This window comes from Rhizobium sp. CCGE531 (genome assembly GCF_003627795.1).
Classification (GTDB): Bacteria; Pseudomonadota; Alphaproteobacteria; order Rhizobiales; family Rhizobiaceae; genus Rhizobium.
On record NZ_CP032684.1, the window covers coordinates 2,409,997 to 2,428,436 of the forward strand.

20 protein-coding genes are annotated in these 18,440 nt (G+C 60.7%); 8 read left to right on the forward strand and 12 right to left on the reverse strand.

Translation table 11 applies throughout. The features are described from left to right. Positions 1-65: 65 nt before the first annotated feature. The 3 genes from CCGE531_RS11735 to CCGE531_RS11745 all read right to left on the reverse strand — a co-directional run bounded on the left by CCGE531_RS11735 (position 66) and on the right by CCGE531_RS11745 (position 2,070). Complete coding sequence (locus CCGE531_RS11735; RefSeq protein WP_120664317.1) at positions 66-1,295, reverse strand: PLP-dependent aminotransferase family protein; 1,230 nt, start codon at positions 1,293-1,295, stop codon at positions 66-68. Between the two features lie 97 nt (positions 1,296-1,392). Further along, the gene (locus tag CCGE531_RS11740) at positions 1,393-1,806 is read right to left on the reverse strand and encodes a type II toxin-antitoxin system VapC family toxin (RefSeq protein WP_120664318.1); all 414 of its coding nucleotides are present in this window, start codon (positions 1,804-1,806) and stop codon (positions 1,393-1,395) included. A gap of 3 nt (positions 1,807-1,809) precedes the next feature. After that, complete coding sequence (locus CCGE531_RS11745; RefSeq protein WP_120666748.1) at positions 1,810-2,070, reverse strand: type II toxin-antitoxin system Phd/YefM family antitoxin; 261 nt, start codon at positions 2,068-2,070, stop codon at positions 1,810-1,812. Positions 2,071-2,188: 118 nt separating this feature from the next. On the opposite strand from CCGE531_RS11745, the gene CCGE531_RS11750 reads away from it, so the two are divergent. Continuing rightward, on the forward strand, positions 2,189-2,797 hold the full coding sequence (locus CCGE531_RS11750) for a class I SAM-dependent methyltransferase (RefSeq protein WP_120664319.1): 609 nt from the start codon (positions 2,189-2,191) through the stop codon (positions 2,795-2,797). Between the two features lie 83 nt (positions 2,798-2,880). On the opposite strand, the gene ilvC is transcribed toward CCGE531_RS11750, so the two are convergent. Next, complete coding sequence (gene ilvC, locus CCGE531_RS11755; RefSeq protein WP_120664320.1) at positions 2,881-3,900, reverse strand: ketol-acid reductoisomerase; 1,020 nt, start codon at positions 3,898-3,900, stop codon at positions 2,881-2,883. 44 nt (positions 3,901-3,944) lie between these two features. Then, positions 3,945-4,595 carry a TetR/AcrR family transcriptional regulator gene (locus CCGE531_RS11760; protein WP_120666750.1) on the reverse strand — a complete coding sequence of 217 codons (651 nt, stop codon included), beginning with the start codon at positions 4,593-4,595 and terminating at the stop codon, positions 3,945-3,947. 194 nt (positions 4,596-4,789) lie between these two features. Between CCGE531_RS11760 and CCGE531_RS11765 the strand changes: the two genes are divergently transcribed. After that, entirely contained in the window at positions 4,790-5,272 is a 483-nt protein-coding gene (locus tag CCGE531_RS11765) for a hypothetical protein (protein ID WP_205586437.1), read from the forward strand. 40 nt (positions 5,273-5,312) lie between these two features. Here CCGE531_RS11765 and CCGE531_RS11770 read toward each other — a convergent pair whose 3' ends face one another. Further along, the gene (locus tag CCGE531_RS11770) at positions 5,313-6,224 is read right to left on the reverse strand and encodes an AraC family transcriptional regulator (protein WP_120664321.1); all 912 of its coding nucleotides are present in this window, start codon (positions 6,222-6,224) and stop codon (positions 5,313-5,315) included. A 200-nt stretch (positions 6,225-6,424) separates the two neighbouring features. On the opposite strand from CCGE531_RS11770, the gene CCGE531_RS11775 reads away from it, so the two are divergent. Then, on the forward strand, positions 6,425-7,468 hold the full coding sequence (locus CCGE531_RS11775) for an NAD(P)-dependent alcohol dehydrogenase (RefSeq protein ID WP_120664322.1): 1,044 nt from the start codon (positions 6,425-6,427) through the stop codon (positions 7,466-7,468). A gap of 40 nt (positions 7,469-7,508) precedes the next feature. On the opposite strand, the gene CCGE531_RS11780 is transcribed toward CCGE531_RS11775, so the two are convergent. Next, positions 7,509-8,771, reverse strand: a complete 1,263-nt coding sequence (locus CCGE531_RS11780) for an NAD(P)/FAD-dependent oxidoreductase (RefSeq protein ID WP_120664323.1) — start codon at positions 8,769-8,771, stop codon at positions 7,509-7,511. A 106-nt stretch (positions 8,772-8,877) separates the two neighbouring features. Continuing rightward, complete coding sequence (locus tag CCGE531_RS11785) at positions 8,878-9,342, reverse strand: Lrp/AsnC family transcriptional regulator (protein WP_120664324.1); 465 nt, start codon at positions 9,340-9,342, stop codon at positions 8,878-8,880. Positions 9,343-9,503: 161 nt separating this feature from the next. Here CCGE531_RS11785 and CCGE531_RS11790 point away from each other — a divergent pair, with 161 nt between their 5' ends. From CCGE531_RS11790 to CCGE531_RS11805, 4 genes are all read left to right on the forward strand, one after another. Further along, a complete protein-coding gene (locus CCGE531_RS11790) occupies positions 9,504-10,223 on the forward strand; it encodes an aspartate/glutamate racemase family protein (protein WP_120664325.1) in 720 nt (239 codons plus the stop codon). Positions 10,224-10,294: 71 nt separating this feature from the next. After that, on the forward strand, positions 10,295-11,224 hold the full coding sequence (locus tag CCGE531_RS11795; protein WP_120664326.1) for a helix-turn-helix domain-containing GNAT family N-acetyltransferase: 930 nt from the start codon (positions 10,295-10,297) through the stop codon (positions 11,222-11,224). 119 nt (positions 11,225-11,343) lie between these two features. Continuing rightward, positions 11,344-11,961, forward strand: a complete 618-nt coding sequence (locus tag CCGE531_RS11800; protein WP_120664327.1) for a TetR/AcrR family transcriptional regulator — start codon at positions 11,344-11,346, stop codon at positions 11,959-11,961. Between the two features lie 52 nt (positions 11,962-12,013). Then, on the forward strand, positions 12,014-13,240 hold the full coding sequence (locus tag CCGE531_RS11805; RefSeq protein ID WP_120664328.1) for an MFS transporter: 1,227 nt from the start codon (positions 12,014-12,016) through the stop codon (positions 13,238-13,240). Positions 13,241-13,330: 90 nt separating this feature from the next. Here CCGE531_RS11805 and CCGE531_RS11810 read toward each other — a convergent pair whose 3' ends face one another. Together CCGE531_RS11810 and CCGE531_RS11815 are read right to left on the reverse strand one after the other, a co-directional pair. Continuing rightward, on the reverse strand, positions 13,331-14,578 hold the full coding sequence (locus CCGE531_RS11810) for an NAD(P)/FAD-dependent oxidoreductase (RefSeq protein ID WP_120664329.1): 1,248 nt from the start codon (positions 14,576-14,578) through the stop codon (positions 13,331-13,333). 9 nt (positions 14,579-14,587) lie between these two features. Further along, positions 14,588-15,004 (reverse strand): helix-turn-helix domain-containing protein, encoded by a 417-nt coding sequence (locus CCGE531_RS11815; protein ID WP_120664330.1) that lies wholly within the window; start codon positions 15,002-15,004, stop codon positions 14,588-14,590. Positions 15,005-15,142: 138 nt separating this feature from the next. Between CCGE531_RS11815 and CCGE531_RS11820 the strand changes: the two genes are divergently transcribed. Further along, the gene (locus CCGE531_RS11820; RefSeq protein WP_120664331.1) at positions 15,143-16,030 is read left to right on the forward strand and encodes an SDR family oxidoreductase; all 888 of its coding nucleotides are present in this window, start codon (positions 15,143-15,145) and stop codon (positions 16,028-16,030) included. A 245-nt stretch (positions 16,031-16,275) separates the two neighbouring features. Here CCGE531_RS11820 and CCGE531_RS11825 read toward each other — a convergent pair whose 3' ends face one another. Both CCGE531_RS11825 and CCGE531_RS11830 read right to left on the reverse strand, forming a co-directional pair. Beyond that, positions 16,276-17,028: a pyridoxine 5'-phosphate synthase gene (locus CCGE531_RS11825; protein WP_120664332.1), complete on the reverse strand. Its 753-nt coding sequence runs from the start codon at positions 17,026-17,028 to the stop codon at positions 16,276-16,278. Between the two features lie 153 nt (positions 17,029-17,181). Further along, positions 17,182-18,309: an ATP-dependent RecD-like DNA helicase gene (locus CCGE531_RS11830; RefSeq protein WP_120664333.1), complete on the reverse strand. Its 1,128-nt coding sequence runs from the start codon at positions 18,307-18,309 to the stop codon at positions 17,182-17,184. Positions 18,310-18,440: the final 131 nt, after the last annotated feature.

An 18,440-nucleotide genomic window follows, 5' to 3' on the forward strand; every position in this document is an offset into this window, starting at 1 on the left:
CAAATCGGGCAGCCCCCTCATCCGACCCTTCGGGCCACCTTCTCCCCGAGGGGAGAAGGAAAAAACTAAGCAGCCATCGCCCCGATCTCGCCTGATATCAACTTGCCAAGCCGCGAGATGCCTTCCTCGATCATCTCGGCATTGGCGCAGGAGAAGCTGACGCGGAAGGTATTCGCTCCGCTGCCATCGGCGAAGAAGGCCTGGCCCGGCACGAAGGCAACCTTCGCCGTTTCCAGCGACCGTGCAAGCAGCTTGGCGCCATCCATGCCCTTCGGCAGGGTGACCCAGACGAACATGCCGCCTTGCGGCTTCGTCCAGCTCGTCCCGTCAGGCATATATTTCGCAAGCGCCGCCAGCATGCAGTCGCGGCGGTGGCTGTAGGTCTTGCGGACCTTGGCGACCTGCGCATCGAAACCGCGCTCGGCGACCTGGTGGATGGCGATCTGGTTGATGGTCGAGGAATGCAGGTCGGCCGCCTGCTTCATAAGCACGAGCTTGCGGATGACGGGCGCATTGGCGACGACGAAGCCGACACGAAGGCCAGGCGCCAGCGTCTTGGAAAAGCTGCCGCAATAGATCGTCCGCGTATCGTTGATATCGCCCTTGCGGGCGATTTCCAGTGCGAGAATCGGCGCGACCGGCTCGCCATCGTAACGCAGCGACTGATAGGCGGCGTCCTCGATGACGGCGATATCGAGTTCTTCGGCAAGATCGAGCAGCTTCTCGCGGCCGGCCAGATCGACCGTCTCACCCGTCGGATTGGCGAAATCGGCCGAGAGATAGGCAAACTTCACCCTGCCGCCAGCCTGCGCAGCCGCGGCGCGATAGGAATCCGGCGTGCGGTTGCCGTTCGGCGTCAGCTGGTCATAGGTCGGCTCATAGGCGTTGAAGGCCTGCAGCGCACCGAGATAGGTCGGCGCAGTGACGAGTGCCGTATCCTTCGGCGATAGGAAGAGCTTGCCGAGATAATCGAGACCCTGCTGCGAACCGGAGACGATGAAGACGTTTTCGAGCTCGCAGGGAATGCCGAGCGCGCCCATCTGGCCGACAAGCCATTCGCGCAGCGGCTTGTAGCCCTCGCTGACCGAATATTGCAGCGCTGCATTCACCGTCGGGCCGGAAAAAATGTCGGCATAGGCTTGCTTGAATTCGGCATCCGGGAACAATGCGGGATCGGGAATACCGCCGGCGAAAGAGATGATATCCGGCCGCTCCAGCAGCTTCAGCAGCTCGCGGATTTCGGAGGCGCGCATACGGCTCGAACGCGTCGCAAAGATATTTTCCCAATTCAACATGGGGCTTCCTCGTAATTTTTGGTCTTTATGCCACAAGATCACGCAACAAAAGATAAGTCAATAATACTGACCTATTTTGTTTGTGACGGTGACATTCTCAAGCCGATTTGTAGTCGAAGGGGTTGAGAACAATGACGGGAAAGACCGAAAAATCGACGATATCGCGCGTAACGATCGTTAGATTATGGACAGATGCGGTCGCCGCTATCATCGCATCAGCAATCAGCGTCGGCGATTTGCGATGCATGAATTGCGCCCATCGAATCATGCAGTCAGCATCCAGGGGAATGACTCGAATCCCGCGCTGCAAATCATCCAACCAGCGTGCGAGTTCCTTTGCCTTTTGCGGATCGGTTTCTCCAGTCAACTCGATACCGCGCTGGATCTCGCCGATCGTGATGGCCGAAATCGCAAGGTCGTCACTCCTGACACTATTTATCCAGGCCAGTACCGCACCATGGGGCTTTACCCTGCGCAATTCCGATACCACATTCGTATCAAGCAAATACAAGTATCAATCCTCACTCAGATTGACGTCCCGCCAGACCCATTCCTTGCGAGACGGGATATCGAGTTCGAATCTTGGCTCCGGCGCGAGAAGCACGTCCTTGGCGGACGGCTTGGCCCGCTTGTTCAGCGCTTCCCACTCGGACACGGAAACAAGCACAGCTTTAGGTTCGCCCCTCTTTGAAACGAGCTGCGGTCCTTCCTCCAATGAGGCATCAAGCATTTCGCTGAATTTCGCTTTGGCATCCTGAACAGGCCATTGGCGCATGGCATCCTCCATCTGACTAGTTTAAAGACTAGTTATCCTTTGCAGGCAATTCAAGATCAAACTTGCGAGACAGCGATCCCGATCCGATACTTATGTTGATGATCGAATTGGAACACCTATGGCAAAAGACGACCCCACTTCCTCCTTCTACGATCACAGCGCAGCCGTCTATGCCGTGCGCGATCGCAGCCTGCCGCAACGTCGGCTCGATGCCTTCCTGAATACCCTCCCCGCCGGCGCATCGATTCTCGAACTGGGCTGTGGCGGTGGTCAGGACGCAGCCTACATGATTTCGCAGGGCTTCAACGTCACGCCCACGGATGGTTCACCGGAAATGGCCAAGCAGGCCGAAAAGTTGATCGGCAAGCCGGTGATCGTTCGCAGGTTCGAAGAGTTGGAGGACGACCAGCTCTACGACGGTATTTGGGCCGAAGCATCCTTGCTGCATGTGCTGCGACCAGATCTTCCAGGGATTTTCAACCGCATCCACAAAGCCCTAAAGGACGACGGCCTATTTCACGCCAGTTTCAAAGCAGGGGAAACCGAGGGGTACGACAGCTTCGGCCGATATTACAACTACCTCTCGGCCGACTGGCTTAGCGATCTGCTCATCTCGACCGGCTGGAAGGACATTTCGCTCAACGAAACCGATGGCGGCGGCTACGATGGCAAACCGACAAGATGGCTGCGGATGAGAGCCAGGAAAGGCATTCGATCGGCCACATGAGCCGTAAACATGTCCTGAAACGTTCAGGGCCGGGGAAGTCTCCCTCCCCGGCCCTTTTCATTGTGGTATAGACCCAAAGACGCTTAGTTGACGCTCTTGTCGACCAGCTTGTTCTTGCCGATCCAGGGCATCATGCCGCGCAGCTTGGCGCCGACTTCTTCAATCTGGTGGCTGTCGTTCAGGCGGCGGATACCCTTGAAGCGGGCAGCGCCCGAACGGTATTCCTGCATCCAGTCCGAGGTGAACTTGCCGGTCTGGATGTCCTTCAGGACGCGCTTCATCTCAGCTTTGGTTTCAGCCGTGATGATGCGCGGGCCGGAGACATATTCGCCCCATTCAGCGGTGTTGGAGATCGAATAGTTCATGTTGGCGATGCCGCCTTCATAGATCAGGTCGACGATCAGCTTCACTTCGTGCAGGCACTCGAAATAAGCCATTTCCGGCGCGTAGCCAGCTTCGACCAGCGTTTCGAAGCCGGCGCGGATGAGTTCGACGAGACCGCCGCAAAGAACGACCTGTTCGCCGAAGAGGTCAGTTTCGCACTCTTCGCGGAAGTTGGTTTCGATGATGCCGGAACGGCCGCCGCCGACGCCGCAGGCGTAGGAGAGAGCGAGTTCAAGCGCATTGCCCGAGGCGTTCTGATGAACGGCAACGAGGCAGGGAACGCCGCCGCCCTTCTGGTATTCGCCGCGAACCGTGTGGCCCGGGCCCTTCGGAGCGATCATGACGACGTCGACCGAAGCCTTCGGCTCGATGAGGCCGAAGTGAACGTTGAGGCCATGTGCGAAGGCAATCGCAGCGCCGTCACGGATGTTCGGAGCGATGTCGGCCTTGTAGATGTCGGCCTGCAGTTCGTCCGGGGTCGCCATCATCATCAGGTCGGCCCAGCCGGCGGCTTCGGCAACGGTCATGACCTTGAAGCCGTCGGCTTCGGCCTTCTTGATCGTGGGCGAGCCGGCCTTGAGCGCGATCGCAACGTTCTGTGCGCCGCTGTCCTTCAGGTTGAGCGCATGGGCGCGGCCCTGGGAACCGTAGCCGATGACGGCGACCTTCTTCGACTTGATGAGGTTGAGATCGGCATCACGATCGTAATAGACGCGCATTGTTTGTCCTTCCCTTTGCTTGTCTGGGTACAGATTTTAAATTGTCAGACGGTCGCTGCTGCTTCCGCTAATACCTTTTCCGTGCCGTAAAGCCGGAGAAAAGCGGTGACCGCCTTCTCCGCCTGACGGCTCGTATCCTTCAAACCGGGCTCGCCGAGCAGCATGCGCACATGCAGATCGGAGACTATGAGCCCGTAAAGCGTGTGATATGCCTCGTCGGCATCGACAAAGCGCAGCAACCCCACGCGCTTGCCGGCCTCGATGAGACCGATAGCGCGGCGGTCGATCTGCCGGCGCCCGCGCTCCAGCAGCAGCTTGCCGAGCTTGGAGCCGTCGCGGTTCGACTGGCCGACCGCTAGGCGGTTCAAGGCAAGGGAAACGTCGCCGGCCAGCACTTCCAGCAGATCGCGGGCGAAGATCACGAGATGATCATGCAGGCTCGCCGCATTCAGCCGCTCGCCGTTACGCTCGAAGGTGCGCACCTTGCTCGCCTGATAGGTGATCATCGCCGAGAGCAGGCCGTCGCGGTCGCCGAACCACTTGTAAAGACTTTCCTTGGAGCAATTGGCAGCGCGCGCGACGCCCGAGGTCGTCAGCGCCTTCTCGCCGCCGTCGACGAGCAGACGCAGCGCCTGTTCCAGAACGGCGTTCTGGCGCGGCGAAAACTCGCTCGACTGTCCTGCTTCGCTCAGCACGATGGCCACTCCCAAATGCGTACCGTACGGTACGGTTCGTGGCGCTTTATGCAGGACGACAAGGCGCCCGTCAAGCGGAATTCGTTGCTGCACCGCGCCAAAAAGAGAGTGCTTGTCAGAGCGAACTCGCGATAGATAGATCTTGCCGGCCGACCTGCCTCTTGGTCAGCATCGCCTGAATGAGAACCGCATCCATGTATCTTCCCGAAACGCTGCTCTTCTGGACCGCAATTAGGCGTCGCTCCGTCAAAGGCAGGCGGCGGATGCTTGCCGGTACCGTTGGGGTCTGTCTGGCAATCGGCCTGCTTCCCGTGTCGGCATCAAGTCTCTCGGAAGCAAAGCCGCTCGCCGGACCGGCCGGACACTATTGCGGCAAACTTCTTTCAAACGGATCATTGGTGGACGTCGAGACATCGCTGCAGGTCGACATGGAAGGACACATCTCGGGGACGTACCGTTTCGACGACGATGGAACGACGACGATCGGTGCTTTGTCGGAAATCGGAGCGGCCCCCGGTACAAAACGGGTGTTGATATGGTTCGACAAATATGGAACCGGAGCGCTGTCGATCCGGTTCGATCCCAGCTACACGCGCTTCGAGGGTCTTTGGGGACCGCATGGTTCCCTTCCCAGCTACACTTGGAACGGCGGCAACTGCAACGCCCCGATCAGTTGATCGAGTGAGCTGAACGCGAACGACGGATCGGAAACATCGCTTATTCGGCCGCCACCGCATTGTTGCGCATGGCCTCGACATCCTTCAGCGGCGGCAGGCCATAGAGACGACTATATTCGCGGCTGAACTGCGAAGGGCTCTGATAGCCGACGCGGTGGCCGGCCGAGCCGACGTCGAGTTGTTCGACGATCATCAGCCGCCGCGCTTCATGGAGCCGGAGCTGTTTCTGATATTGCATGGGCGACATCGCCGTTACCGCCTTGAAATGATGGTGCAGCGAGGAGACGCTCATGCCGATGCGTTCGGCCAGATCCTCGATGCGCAGCGGTTGGGTAAAGTTGCCGCGTATCCAAGCAACGGCGCGTGCCACCCTGTTGCTCTGGCTCTCCGCCATCGCGACCTGCAGCAGCCGAGGGCCGTTCGGACTGGTCAGCAGGCGATAAAGGATCTCCTGCTCGATCAATGGCGCCATGGCAGGAATATCCTCGGGCCTATCCAGCAATCTGAGCAGCCGTAACGAAGCATCGAGCAATTCGGGCGATGCCGCATTGATCGCAAGCCCGCGCATGGGCTCCGCCGTCATCGCCTCGCGCGGAATATTGACGCGCGACAGCAACTCATTCAGCCGTTCGCTGTCGAGCGCCATGGAGAAGCAAAGATAGGGCGTTTCATTGCGGACGTTGGTGACCTGTGTCGACACAGGCAGGTCGAGGGCGGTCAGAATATATTCGCCGACACCGTAATGGTACGTATCGGCGCCGACCGTCAGGCTCTTCCGCCCCTGAACGACGACAGCATAGGAGGGTCGAAATGCCCCATGCTGCCACACGGTCACGGCCGATTGGCGATACAGGTTGAGACCCTCTATCGGCGTGCGATGTTCTCCATCCCCCGTGGCGAAACGGGCAACGATGGAGGCGATCTCCTGATTGGGGTTGAAAGGCAGTGTCATGCGCAACCGATTGTTTTTGAGAGCGTGTCGACGCTTATCTAGGTGACATCTTCCGCTCGCAAAAGAGCCGCCGGAAAAATTAGATTCGCAGGATCGTACATAAAGCTTGCAGGATCGCTCTAACGCTGCTGTCCGATCCCGATGCATAGTCCAGCGTCTCAATTCAACTCCCAACCCGTCCCAAGATCAAGGAACCTCCCATGCCTATCGCAAAGGGTTATGCAGCCACCGACGCGTCCAAACCGCTCGTTCCCTTCACCTTCGAACGCCGCGAACCGAATGACGACGATGTCGCCATCTCCGTGAAATATTGCGGCGTCTGCCATTCCGATATCCATCAGGCCCGCAATGAATGGGGCTTCTCCAAGTACCCGATGGTACCGGGCCACGAAGTTGCCGGCATCGTCACTGCGGTCGGCTCCAAGGTAACGAAGTTTAAGGTCGGCGACCGCGTCGGCGTCGGCTGCTTCGTCAATTCCTGCACGACCTGCGCCACGCGCGACCTGGATTACGAGCACTACATGCCGGGTCTGGTCCAGACCTACAACGACGTCGAAGCCGATGGCGAGACGCCGACTTTCGGCGGCTATTCCGACTCGATCGTCGTCAAGGAAGGCTACGTCCTCTCCTTCCCCGACAATATTCCGCTGGATTCGGGCGCGCCGCTGCTTTGCGCCGGCATCACGCTTTATTCGCCGCTGCGTCATTGGAAGGCCGGCCCCGGCAAGAAGGTCGCGATCGTCGGCATGGGCGGCCTCGGCCATATGGGCGTCAAGCTGGCCCATGCGATGGGCGCCGATGTGACGGTTCTCAGCCAGACGCTGTCGAAGAAGGAAGACGGCTTCAAGCTCGGCGCTGACCACTACTATGCCACCAGCGATGCCGAGACCTTCACCAAGCTCGCCGGCAGCTTCGATCTTATCCTCAATACGGTCGGCACCGCCATCGACTGGAATGCCTACCTGAACCTCCTGAAATACGATGGCAGCATGGTGTTGCTCGGCGTTCCCGAACATGCCGTTCCGGTCCATGCCTTCTCGCTGATCCCGGGCCGTCGCAGCCTCTCCGGCTCCATGATCGGCTCGATCAAGGAAACCCAGGAAATGCTCGACTTCTGCGGCGAGCACAACATCGTCTCCGAGATCGAGAAGATCAGCATTCAGGACATCAACGAAGCCTATGAGCGCGTTCTGAAGAGCGACGTCCGCTACCGCTTCGTCATCGACATCGCCTCGCTGGCATAAGTCAAAAAAGGGCGGCGTCCGATATGGGCGCCGCCTTCCTTCATTCCTCGCGCATGGTTTCCTTCTGCGTGATCAGCCGGGCGCTGTGCTGCCGGCTGATATAGATCCATAGCCAGCTCCAGGCGACCGCGATGCGCCAGCGCACGCCAATCAGGAAATAGATGTGGGCGAGGCCCCAGACCCACCAGGCGAGCCATCCCCTGAGCTTGATCCAGCCGAAATCGATGATCGCCGCACTTTTACCGATGGTCGCCAGGCTGCCTTGATGGCGATAATGGAACGGCCCCGGCGCCGGCCGGCCGGCCAGTTTCGCCTTGATCACCTTGGCAACGTAAGCACCCTGCTGCTTGGCAGCCGGAGCGATCCCCGGCACCGGGCTGCCGTCGTCGCGCAGGACCGATGCCGTATCGCCGATGACGAAGATATCCTCTTTGCCCGGCGCCCGCAGCTCCTTGTCGACGACGGCCCTGCCAGCGCGGTCGGCAGGGATATCCAGCCATTTCGCCGCCGGCGATGCCTCGACGCCCGCCGCCCAGACGATGGTGCGGCATGGCACGAAGGCATCTCCGATCGTCACCCCTTCGGCCGAGCAGAAAGTGACCGGCCTGCCGAAGCGGATTTCGACGCCAAGCTCTTCCAGCTCCTTGCGCGCATAGTCGGACAGGTCCTCGGCGAAAGCCGGGAGCACGCGCGGCCCGGCCTCCACGAGAATGATCTTCGCCTTTCGGGTATCGATATTGCGGAATTCCCTCGGCAAGGTCGTCCTTGCCAGCTCCGAGATGATGCCGGCAAGCTCCACGCCCGTCGGCCCCGCGCCGACGATGACGAAGGTCAGAAGCGTTTCGCGGACGGCAGGGTCTGTTTCCAGTTCCGCCTGTTCGAAGGCGAGCAGTACGCGGCGGCGGATGGTCGTCGCATCCTCCAGCGTCTTCAATCCCGGCGCCACCGGCTCCCACTCGTCATGGCCGAAATAGGCATGGGTGGCACCCGTCGCCAGCACCAGCGTATCGTAACCAATCTTCTGGCCATTCTTCAAAAAGACCTGGCGCGCTTCGCTGTCGACGCCGACGACCTCGGCAAGCAGCGTCGTCACCTCGGGCCGGTCCCTGAAGAAATTGCGGATCGGCCAGGCAATCTCGGAGGTCGCGAGCAAAGTGGTCGCGACCTGATAGAGAAGCGGCTGAAACAGATGGTGATTGCGCCGGTCGATCATCGTAACGCGGACGGGAGCGCCTTTCAGGTCGTTGGCGCACTGCACCCCGCCGAAACCGCCCCCGACAACGACAACGTGATGATCCTGCATGGCGACACCTCATGGCTACGTTTCGCCGAAAACGTAGGGTTGAGAAGAGTAAGCAGCAACCATCTTTTATGCATGGCACCTCTGCGGCTGTCACGCGTCATTGTGCTTATCGTGCGTATCCGACCGGAATGGACGTCCCACTTTTCAGCTCCTCCATCGAGATCGACGCGGAAACATCGAACAGTTCGACCTTGCGCACGAGCATCTTGTAGATGACGTCGTAGTGTTCGACGCGGGGCAGCACGATCTTGAGTATATAGTCGTAGTTCCCGGTAAGCCGATGCGCTTCGACGATCTCCGGGATGTCGCCGATGACCTTGCGGAAGGATTCGATCCACTCGTCGGCATGATGCGCCGTCTTGATCAGGGCATAGACCGTGGTCGGCACGCCCATCTTCTCGCGATCGAGCACGACGATGCGCCGGGCGATGTGGCCGCTTTCCTCGAGCCTCTGGATGCGGCGCGAGCAGGCGGAGACCGAAAGGGCGACGCGATCGGCGAGCTCCGTTACCGAAATGCCGGCGTCAGCCTGCAAAAATTCAAGAATCTTTCGGTCGCGTTCGTCCAGCATGTGCGGCAATCCTCATCTGTGCGCCTCTATTTTGCACAAAAGTCGAAAAATGCGCAAACTATTGCGGGTAAATTTTGATAGGCTTCGAAAAATGCAAACACGCGGCGGCTGAATCGCAGCAATATTCCTCCATTCACAATTTAGGAGCGGAGAACAGCATTATGCGCACCATCGGCCTGATCGGCGGTATGAGTTTCGAGAGTTCGGCGGTCTATTATCGCCTGATCAATGAAATGGTCCGCGAGCGGCTGGGCGGCCTCTCCTCCGCCGAACTGGTAATGTACTCCGTCAATTTCGAAGAAATCGTCGCGCTGCAGAAGGCGGGACGCTGGAACGATGCAGCCGACCGGCTCGCCGACGCGGCACAGCGCCTGCAGGCCGCCGGCGCCGAATGCGTGCTCATCTGCACCAATACCATGCACCTGATCGCGCCCGAGGTTGCCGAGCGCGTTTCCGTGCCGCTCATCCATATCATCGATGAAACCGCGACGGCTCTGAAGGCCTCCGGTCGGGTCAAGCCGCTGCTGCTCGCGACCCGCTACACGATGGAACACGGCTTCTATGCCGAGCGTATGGCTGAGAACGGCGTCTCCATCATGGTCCCCGGCCGCGAGGATCGCACCGTGACGCATGACATCATCTTCAACGAACTCTGCGCCGGCATCATCAAGGACGAGTCGCGCCGGAAGCTGAACGGCATCATCGAGCGTGCCAAGGCCGAAGGCGCCGACAGCGTCATTCTCGGCTGCACCGAGATCTGCCTGATCCTCGATCCGAAGGCACTCATCCTGCCCGGTTTCGACACGACGACGATCCATGCCGAAGCGGCCGTCGATTTTGCGCTTGCAAATGAAAAGAGCAGCAAGAGCTGCGCTGCCTGACCCCAATCAATTTACTTGACTGAGTCCAACAAATAGCCGACATCGTCTCCTACGCTTGAGGAGGCGATGTCATGAACCCTGCCGCCGAATTCGCGACCATCGATGCCGTCCGCGACTTCAACCGCTTCTATACGAATTTTCTCGGCGTCCTGAACAAGGCCTATCTCGACAGCCCCTATACGCTCACGGATCTGCGCGTGCTGTTCGAAGTCGGCTCTCGCGGCGGCGTCGCCGCTTCGGCGCTGACACGCGAGCTTCATCTCGACCCCGCGTATCTCAGCCGCATCGTCAAGCGCTTTCGCGAGGATGGGCTGATCGAAACGACGCCGGATCCGACCGACGCGCGCAGCCAGGTCATAAAAGTCACCGAAAAGGGACAGGCGCAGTTCGAGGAATTCGTCCGCCGCGCGCGTGCCCAGATCGCCGGATATTTCGAGAAGCTCGCGATCGGCGAACCCGAACGCGTCGTTGCGGCAATGCGGACGATACAGGACACGCTCGGCACGGACCGAGCCACGGCATCCCCCGCGATCATCCGCAATCACCGGCCCGGCGACATCGGCTGGATCGTGCAAAGCCAGGCGCGTTTCTATACGGAAGAATTCGGCTGGGACGACCGCTTCGAAGGTTTGGTGGCGGAAGTCGCGGGAAAATTCCTCTCCAATTTCAATCCGCAGAAGGATCGCTGCTGGATCGCCGAGCAAGGCGGCCTGAATGTCGGCTCCGCCATGATCGCCGATGGCGGTGACGGTGTGGCGAAGCTCAGGCTGCTCTATGTCGACAAGGCTGCCCGTGGCCTCGGTCTCGGCAAGCTTTTAGTCGACGAATGCATCCGCTTCTCGCGCGACGCCGGTTATCGGAAACTTTCGCTCTGGACCAACGATATCCTCGACACGGCACGGGCGATCTACATCAAGACAGGCTTCAAGCTGACGACAGAAGAAAAGCATCGCATGTTCGGCCCAGAACTGAACGGCCAGACCTGGGTGCTCGATCTCTGAGCTCGGCCGCCTCGATGCGCACGAGTAGCAGAGCTGACACGGACGAATTCCTACCGGCAATTTTGTTGCATCGCAAAAATTCACTTGATTTGGAAACGATCATTTCCTAAAAGAGTGGCATGACGACAAATGCTCTCGACATCGCACCGAAGCTCCGGGGTCGCCCACGCGAATTCGACATGGATTCCGCGCTCGACGAAGCGCTGCGCGTCTTTTCCGAGCGCGGCTATTATGCCGCCTCGATCAGCGAATTGACCGTGGCCATGGGTCTGACGGCAGGCAGCGTCTACAAGGCATTCGGCGACAAGCGCGGCGTGTTCCTCGCCGCTTTCGACCGCTATCGCCAGGTGCGCCAGCAATTGATCGACGAGACCCTTGCCACGGTCCCGAACGCCTATGAAAAGCTACGCGTCTTGGTGACATTCTTCGCCGAGGCATCCTGCGGCGAGATCGGCCGTCGAGGCTGCCTCGTGGTCGGAAGCGCAACGGAGCTTGCGCTTTTTGACGAGGAGGTCGCCAGCCGTGTCGGCGTGGCTTTCGATTTCGATGAGCGGCGCATTCTGGATCTCATTCGCCTTGGTCACTCGGATGGTTCCGTGGCAAAACACGTCGATCCCGAAAGCACGGCTTGCGCCCTGCTTGCCCTCACGAAAGGCATGCGCGTGATCGGAAAGACCGGCCGGACCACAGAACAGATGCTTGCCGTCGCCGAGACGGCCATGAAACTGCTGAACTGATTTTCATCGAATTATCGGGGAATACACTCCCTGCCCGCATCGAGGACAAGTTATGCCCGCAACTGCCGCCGCCAGACGGGAGAGCACGCCGCTCCCGGAAAAGACTCTTTCACCGCTGCTGACATTCATGTTCGCCGCCGCCTGCGGGCTTGTGGCCGCCAATCTCTATTATGGCCAGCCGCTCGCCGGCCCCATCAGCCAGTCGCTCGGCTTCACCCCAGCCGCCACCGGCCTCATCGTCACGCTGACGCAGATCGGCTACGGCCTCGGCCTCTTGCTGATCGTGCCATTGGGCGATCTTCATGAGAACCGCAGGCTGGTGCTGACCCTGGTGGCGCTGGCCGCCGTCGCGCTTGTCGGCGCCGCCTTCGCCTGGTCGCCGTCGCTGTTCCTGCTCGCCTCGCTCTGCATCGGCCTGGCTTCCGTCGCGGTGCAGGTGCTTGTCCCCTTCGCGGCTCATATGGCGCCTGACGCCAGCCGCGGCGCCGTCGTCGGCAATGTCATGAGCGGCCTGCTCGTCGGCATCATGCTCGCCCGCCCCGCCGCAAGCTTCCTGTCCGAGCTTCTGTCCTGGCATGCGGTCTATATTATCTCGGCCGGCATCATGATCGGGCTGATGGTCATCCTGCGCGTCGTCCTGCCGACCCGCGTGCCGCACACCAAGCTGCATTATGGCCAACTCTTGTCGTCCATGGGCCACCTCGCGCTTCGCACGCCTGTCCTGCAGCGACGCGCGCTGTACCAGGCCTGCATGTTCGGCGCCTTCAGCCTCTTCTGGACGACGACGCCACTGCTGCTGGCAAGCCCTGCCTTCGGCCTGACGCAGAATGGCATTGCGCTTTTCGCGCTGGCCGGCGCGGCGGGCGCCGTCGCCTCGCCGATTGCCGGACGCGTTGCCGACCGCGGCTGGACGAAGCTTGCCACCGCCTTCGCCCTGACGATTGCCATCGTTGCCTTCCTGATCGGCCATTTTTCCGGCAGCGGCTCGTTGCTGGCGCTCATCACGCTGACACTCTCCGGCATCATGCTGGACTTCGGTGTCCAGACGAACCTCGTGCTCGGCCAACGCGCCATCTTCGCGCTCAGCGCCGAACACCGCAGCCGCCTCAACGGCCTCTACATGGCGACCTTCTTTGCCGGCGGCGCCCTCGGCTCCGCGCTCGGCGGCTGGGCCTATGCCACCGGCGGCTGGAACCTGGCCTCCTGGATCGGCGTCGCCTTCCCGGTCATCGCGCTGCTTGCCTTCCTGACCGAAAGCAATTCCAGGAAAAATGCGTAGCGGTTTTCCGTCCGGAATTGCGTAAAAACAAAGGGATAGAGCATTTTCGCGATTCGAAGAAAAGCGGAAAGGTTCGAGCGCAAGAACTGATCAAGACGGCTGCGGCACAGCCTGCCGCAGCCAATCGCATTCCCGTAGGCCGGCGCCGCTGAACGGATCGACCAGCGTGCCGGAAACGATACCCGCAAGGATCTGCGGCGCGGGAGGCACCTTGGCGATGGTGGCGACCATCCGGTCCCTGATCCAGGCGAGCGCCGCCGAGTCCGATTGATAGAATGGCGTAAACGCGGCCGAGAGCAGCTGAAACAGCCGCACATGCATCCGCCGCGCCTTGGCATAGGCGGCAAGAGCAGCCTCGATGGTTTCACATCCAGCAAGGGCATGCGCCAGCGCCGCCACATCGAGCAGGGCCATGTTGGCGCCCTGCCCGAGCTGCGGGCTGGTGGAGTGGGCCGCGTCGCCAACGAAAACCGTTCGCCCGCTATAGGGCACCTTCATGGTGCGATGGGCGTAACGCGCCAGCGTCAGCTGGTCCCAATCGGTGATCTGCTCCAGCAGGGGTTCGCATTCCGGCCAATAGCCGCGGATCGTCTGTTTCCAGCGATCGAGCCCGCGCTTGCGCACCTCATCGGCATCCGCGACCTTGAGGCTCCAGAACAAGGCGGCCTGTTTCGGCATATGCGGCCTTCTGCTGCCGATCGGCAGGACACCGATCATCACGCGCGCTCGGTCATAACGCTGCGTCAGCGCCGCCTGATCCACCAATCCGTCCGGACAATCGAGCGTCGCCCAGAAGGCGCCGTAGACGAGGTTGCGGGAACGCGGCGCGACAGGTGACGCCGCCACCAGCTCCGAGCGCGCGCCGCTGGCATCGATGACGAGATCATAGGGCCCGAGACGCTCGCCGCCTTCGACCGAAAGATAGCTGCCGGCACCCTCTTCGATCACGCCGACAACCCGCTGACCGGTATGGATCGGATGTTGCCGTGCGGAGACTTCGTCATAAAGCGTCTCGAACAAAGCGGCGCGATGGACACCGAGCCCGTAGCGGCCGCCCGGCAGCGCATTGTAGCGCACATCAAGGACGATGCGGCCACGGGTGGTTTCCGTGCCGAACAGCCGGTCGATGCGGTTGCCGGCGGCGTGGATGGCTGGACCGAGCCCGAGCGATTCAAGGACGGTCAATCCGGTCGGCTGCAACATCAGCGCCGAGCCGACCGGCGCCGGGCTGTCGAAGCGTTCGATGATATCGGTCGTATGACCGGCGCGAGTGAGAAAAAGAGAGGCGGCAAGCCCGGCAGGCCCGGCGCCGACGACGGCAATTTTCAAGGGCTTCACGGTGGAGGCTCAGTCCGGCGATTGATCGAAACGGGCTCTTGCGGCCTTGACAGCCTCATGATTGGCCTCGGCCCAATTCAGAAGCTGCGCCAACGGCTCGTAGAGCGAATAGCCAAGATCGGTCATCCGATATTCGACGCTCGGCGGTTTTGTCGGAAAGACCTCGCGGTCGACATAGCCGTCGCGCTGAAGGTCACGCAGCGTTTGCGTCAGCATCCGTTGGGAGATATCAGGCACCAGACGGCGCAGTTCGCCGAAACGGTATGGGCGTTTTGCCAATGTTTCCAACAGCAGCACCGACCATTTTCCGCCGATCTGCGAAATCAGGTCGCGCACCGGACAATTGCTGAAATCGAGATTGCTGAGATCGACGTCGCGCAGCGGCGGATCCTTGCTGCGCAGATTGACGACGGTGCTGGCGCTCATGCCGGTTCCCTTTTGGTAACTTGGAGCCGAAAAACTGCCCCCTTTACACCGCGAAGTCAATTCCTATTCTAGTGCTAGTCTCTTTTTGAGAGCAGCAAAGCCTCTGCAAATCCGCGGCGGTCAAACAAAGGAAAAGACATGAGCAGCACTCTTCTCGTCACCGGTGCCGCGGGTCAGCTTGGCCAGCGCGTCATCCATCACCTGCTGGAGACATACAAGGTCGCGCCAGGCCGCATCATTGCGGCCACGCGCAGCCCGGAGAAGCTTGCCGATCTCGCCGCCAAGGGTGTCGTTACCCGCAAGGCCGATTTCGATGATGCCGCGACCCTGTCCGCCGCTTTCGCCGGCGTCGACCGCCTGCTGATCATCAGCACCGACGCGCTCGCCGTTCCCGGCCAGCGCCTGAAGCAGCACACGGCTGCCATCGAAGCCGCGAAGAAGGCTGGCGTCCAGCACATCCTCTATACGTCCATGCCGGCGCCGGAAGGTTCGCTCGTCAGCTTCGCACCCGACCATCTCGGCACGGAAAACGCCATCAAGGCAAGCGGCATCGGCTACACGATCCTGCGCGACGCTTGGTACTTCGACAACTACTTGCACGGCCTGCCGCACAGCCTCGAAACCGGCAAGTGGTACACCGCGACCGGCGGCGGCCGCGTCAGCAACATCAGCCGCGAAGACTGCGCGCTCGCCATCGCCGCAGCACTTGCCTCCGACACGGCTGACAGCGCCACCTACACGCTGACGGGCTCGACCGCCGTCACCATCGAAGATGTGGCAAGCGTCGTCAGCAGGATCACCGGCCGCCCGCTCGAGGTCGTTGATGTCAATGACGAACAGCTTGCCGCCGGCCTCACCGGCGCCGGCCTGCCGCCCTTCGTGGTCGACATGCTCGTTTCCTCCGAAGCCAACACCCGCGCCGGCAACTTCAACATCCTGACGAACGACTTCAACAAGCTGACCGGCAACGAGCCGCAGACGCTGCGCAGCTTTGTCGAAGAACACAAGGGCGCATTGATCGGCTGAGATTTGGAAGGTCAGGCGAGACTATTTTCGCCGCGCCTTCAAGCATGGCCCCTGACCCAGCCCTCTCCCCGCTTGCGGGGAGAGGGAGTTTTTTGCCTCAAGCATGAGCTCTAGCCGAATGATGTAACCAATGGCTTGCGCCGTCGTCCCTTCTCCCCGCGATGCGGGGAGAAGGTTAGGATGAGGGGCCAGGCATAAAGGCGCGGCGAAGACAAACGCGCCTGACCGGCCGCAAATCCCGCTTTTTAAACCACCTGTCCGCAAGCCCTTCGAAAGCGGCGTACCGTTTCGGCCATGCCGTATTCCAGCGCATCGGCGGTCAGCCCGTGGCCGATCGAGGTCTCCGCGAGCTTTGGAATGCGCTTAAGTAATGCCGGCAGGTTAGCGACCGTCAGGTCGTGGCCAGCATTGACATCAAGGCCGTTGGCGAAAGCGGCATCGGCGGTCTTGCCGAGCGCTTCGAGAATGACGGCTGCCTTCTGCGGATAGTCGTAGCAGCCGCCGTAGGGGCCGGTGTAAAGCTCGATGCGATCGGCACCGACCTCCCTGGCGATCTTCACGGCATCGGCATCGCCGTCACCATCGGCAAACAACGACACGCGGCAGCCGATGGTCTTGTACTTGGCGACGACGTCGACCAGCAGCTCGCGATTCCTACGGAAATCCCAGCCGTGATCCGATGTCGCCTGCGCGGGATCGTCGGGCACAAGCGTCACCTGCTCGGGCTCTGCCGAAGCGCAGAGATCGAAGAACTCTTCGCTCGGGTAGCCCTCGATATTGAACTCCGCCTCCGGGAACTCGTCGTCGATCAGCGCCCGGATTTCGGGCAGATCGGAAAAGCGGACATGCCGCTGATCGGGACGCGGATGGACCGTGAGGCCGCTGGCTCCTGCCGCCAGCGCGATGCGTCCCAAGCCCGTGACGCTTGGCCAGGGAAGATCACGCCGGTTGCGCAGCATCGCGATAGCGTTGAGATTCACGGAAAGCTTGGCGGGCATGATCGAAATCCCTGATTTTCAAAGCGGATGATAGCGCCGTTCTATGCCATTACGGCCAGCAAAACCAACGAGATTCCGACATCGAACCATGCAAAACTTTGATGGGCGCATGCGCTATACGTCACCGAGCGGTGACCGAACCTAAGAGCCGCCCTATCGGACGATGGTCAGCGTTTCGGCGGCGCGGGTGATGGCCGTGTAAAGCCAGCGCTCACGCGTATCGCGAAACGCCCAGCTCTCATCGAACAGCACAACATTGTTCCACTGCGAACCCTGCGCCTTATGCACCGTCAGCGCATAGCCGTAATCGAATTCGTCATAGCGCTTGCGGGTCGACCAGGGAATCTCGCCCTCGACATCCTCGAAAGCCTGCTTCAAGAGCTTGATCTTGGCGGCCCCTCGATCCATGTCGTCGTCTTCCGGGCGTATCAAGAGATTGATACCTGGCTTCGTCGTTTCTCTGGAAGAAGTCATGACCTGCCAGAGCGAGCCGTTGAGCAGTCCCTTGGTGGGATCATTGCGCAGGCAGACCAGCTTGTCGCCGGATTGCGGGTAGTCGGCGGAAAAACCCTTGAGTTCCCGCAGGCGCTGATTGTAGCGCCGCCGCGTCCTGTTAGTGCCGACGAGCACCTGATCGGCTTCCAGCACCAGCGGCTGCGTGACCTCGTTCTTCGAGATCACCTGCGCGGTGCCATAGTCGCCATGCATGATTTCCTTGCCCTCACGCACCTGCATAGCGAGCTGGATGATCGGATTGTCGCGGGCTTGACGATGAATATCCGTCAGCAGGTAATCCGGCTCCTCGTTCGTGAAGAATCCGCCGCCGGAAACCGGCGGCAGCTGGCCGGGATCGCCAAGCACCAGGATGGGCGTTCCGAAGCTCATCAGATCCTTGCCGAGCGCTTCGTCCACCATCGAGCATTCGTCGACAATGATCAGCGCCGCCTTGGCGACCGGGCTCTGGCGGTTGATGGTGAACATCGGCGCGATCGATGTCTTGCCCGTCTCTTCGTCCTCGACGGCTTCCTCGCCGCGCGGCCGGTAGATCAGCGAATGAATGGTCTTGGCATTGGAAGCGCCGCGCGAGCGCAGCACCTGCGCCGCCTTGCCGGTAAAGGCCGCAAACAGTACCTCGCCATCCACATGCTCGGCAAAATGCCGCGCAAGCGTTGTCTTGCCCGTGCCGGCATAGCCGAAAAGGCGAAACAGCGGTGTACGCCCCTCCTTCAGCCACTTGGCGACGGCCTTGAGCGCTTCATCTTGTTGCGGCGCGAATTGCATGGGCCGAATTGGCAGGATTCGGCCGCTGGAAGCAAGCAGTAAAAAATACCCGGCGAGCCGGGAATAAAATCGCAAGCCCCCGTGTCTCATGTCCGGCAGCGCAAAAAAGCAAAGCCTGGACGATCATCGTC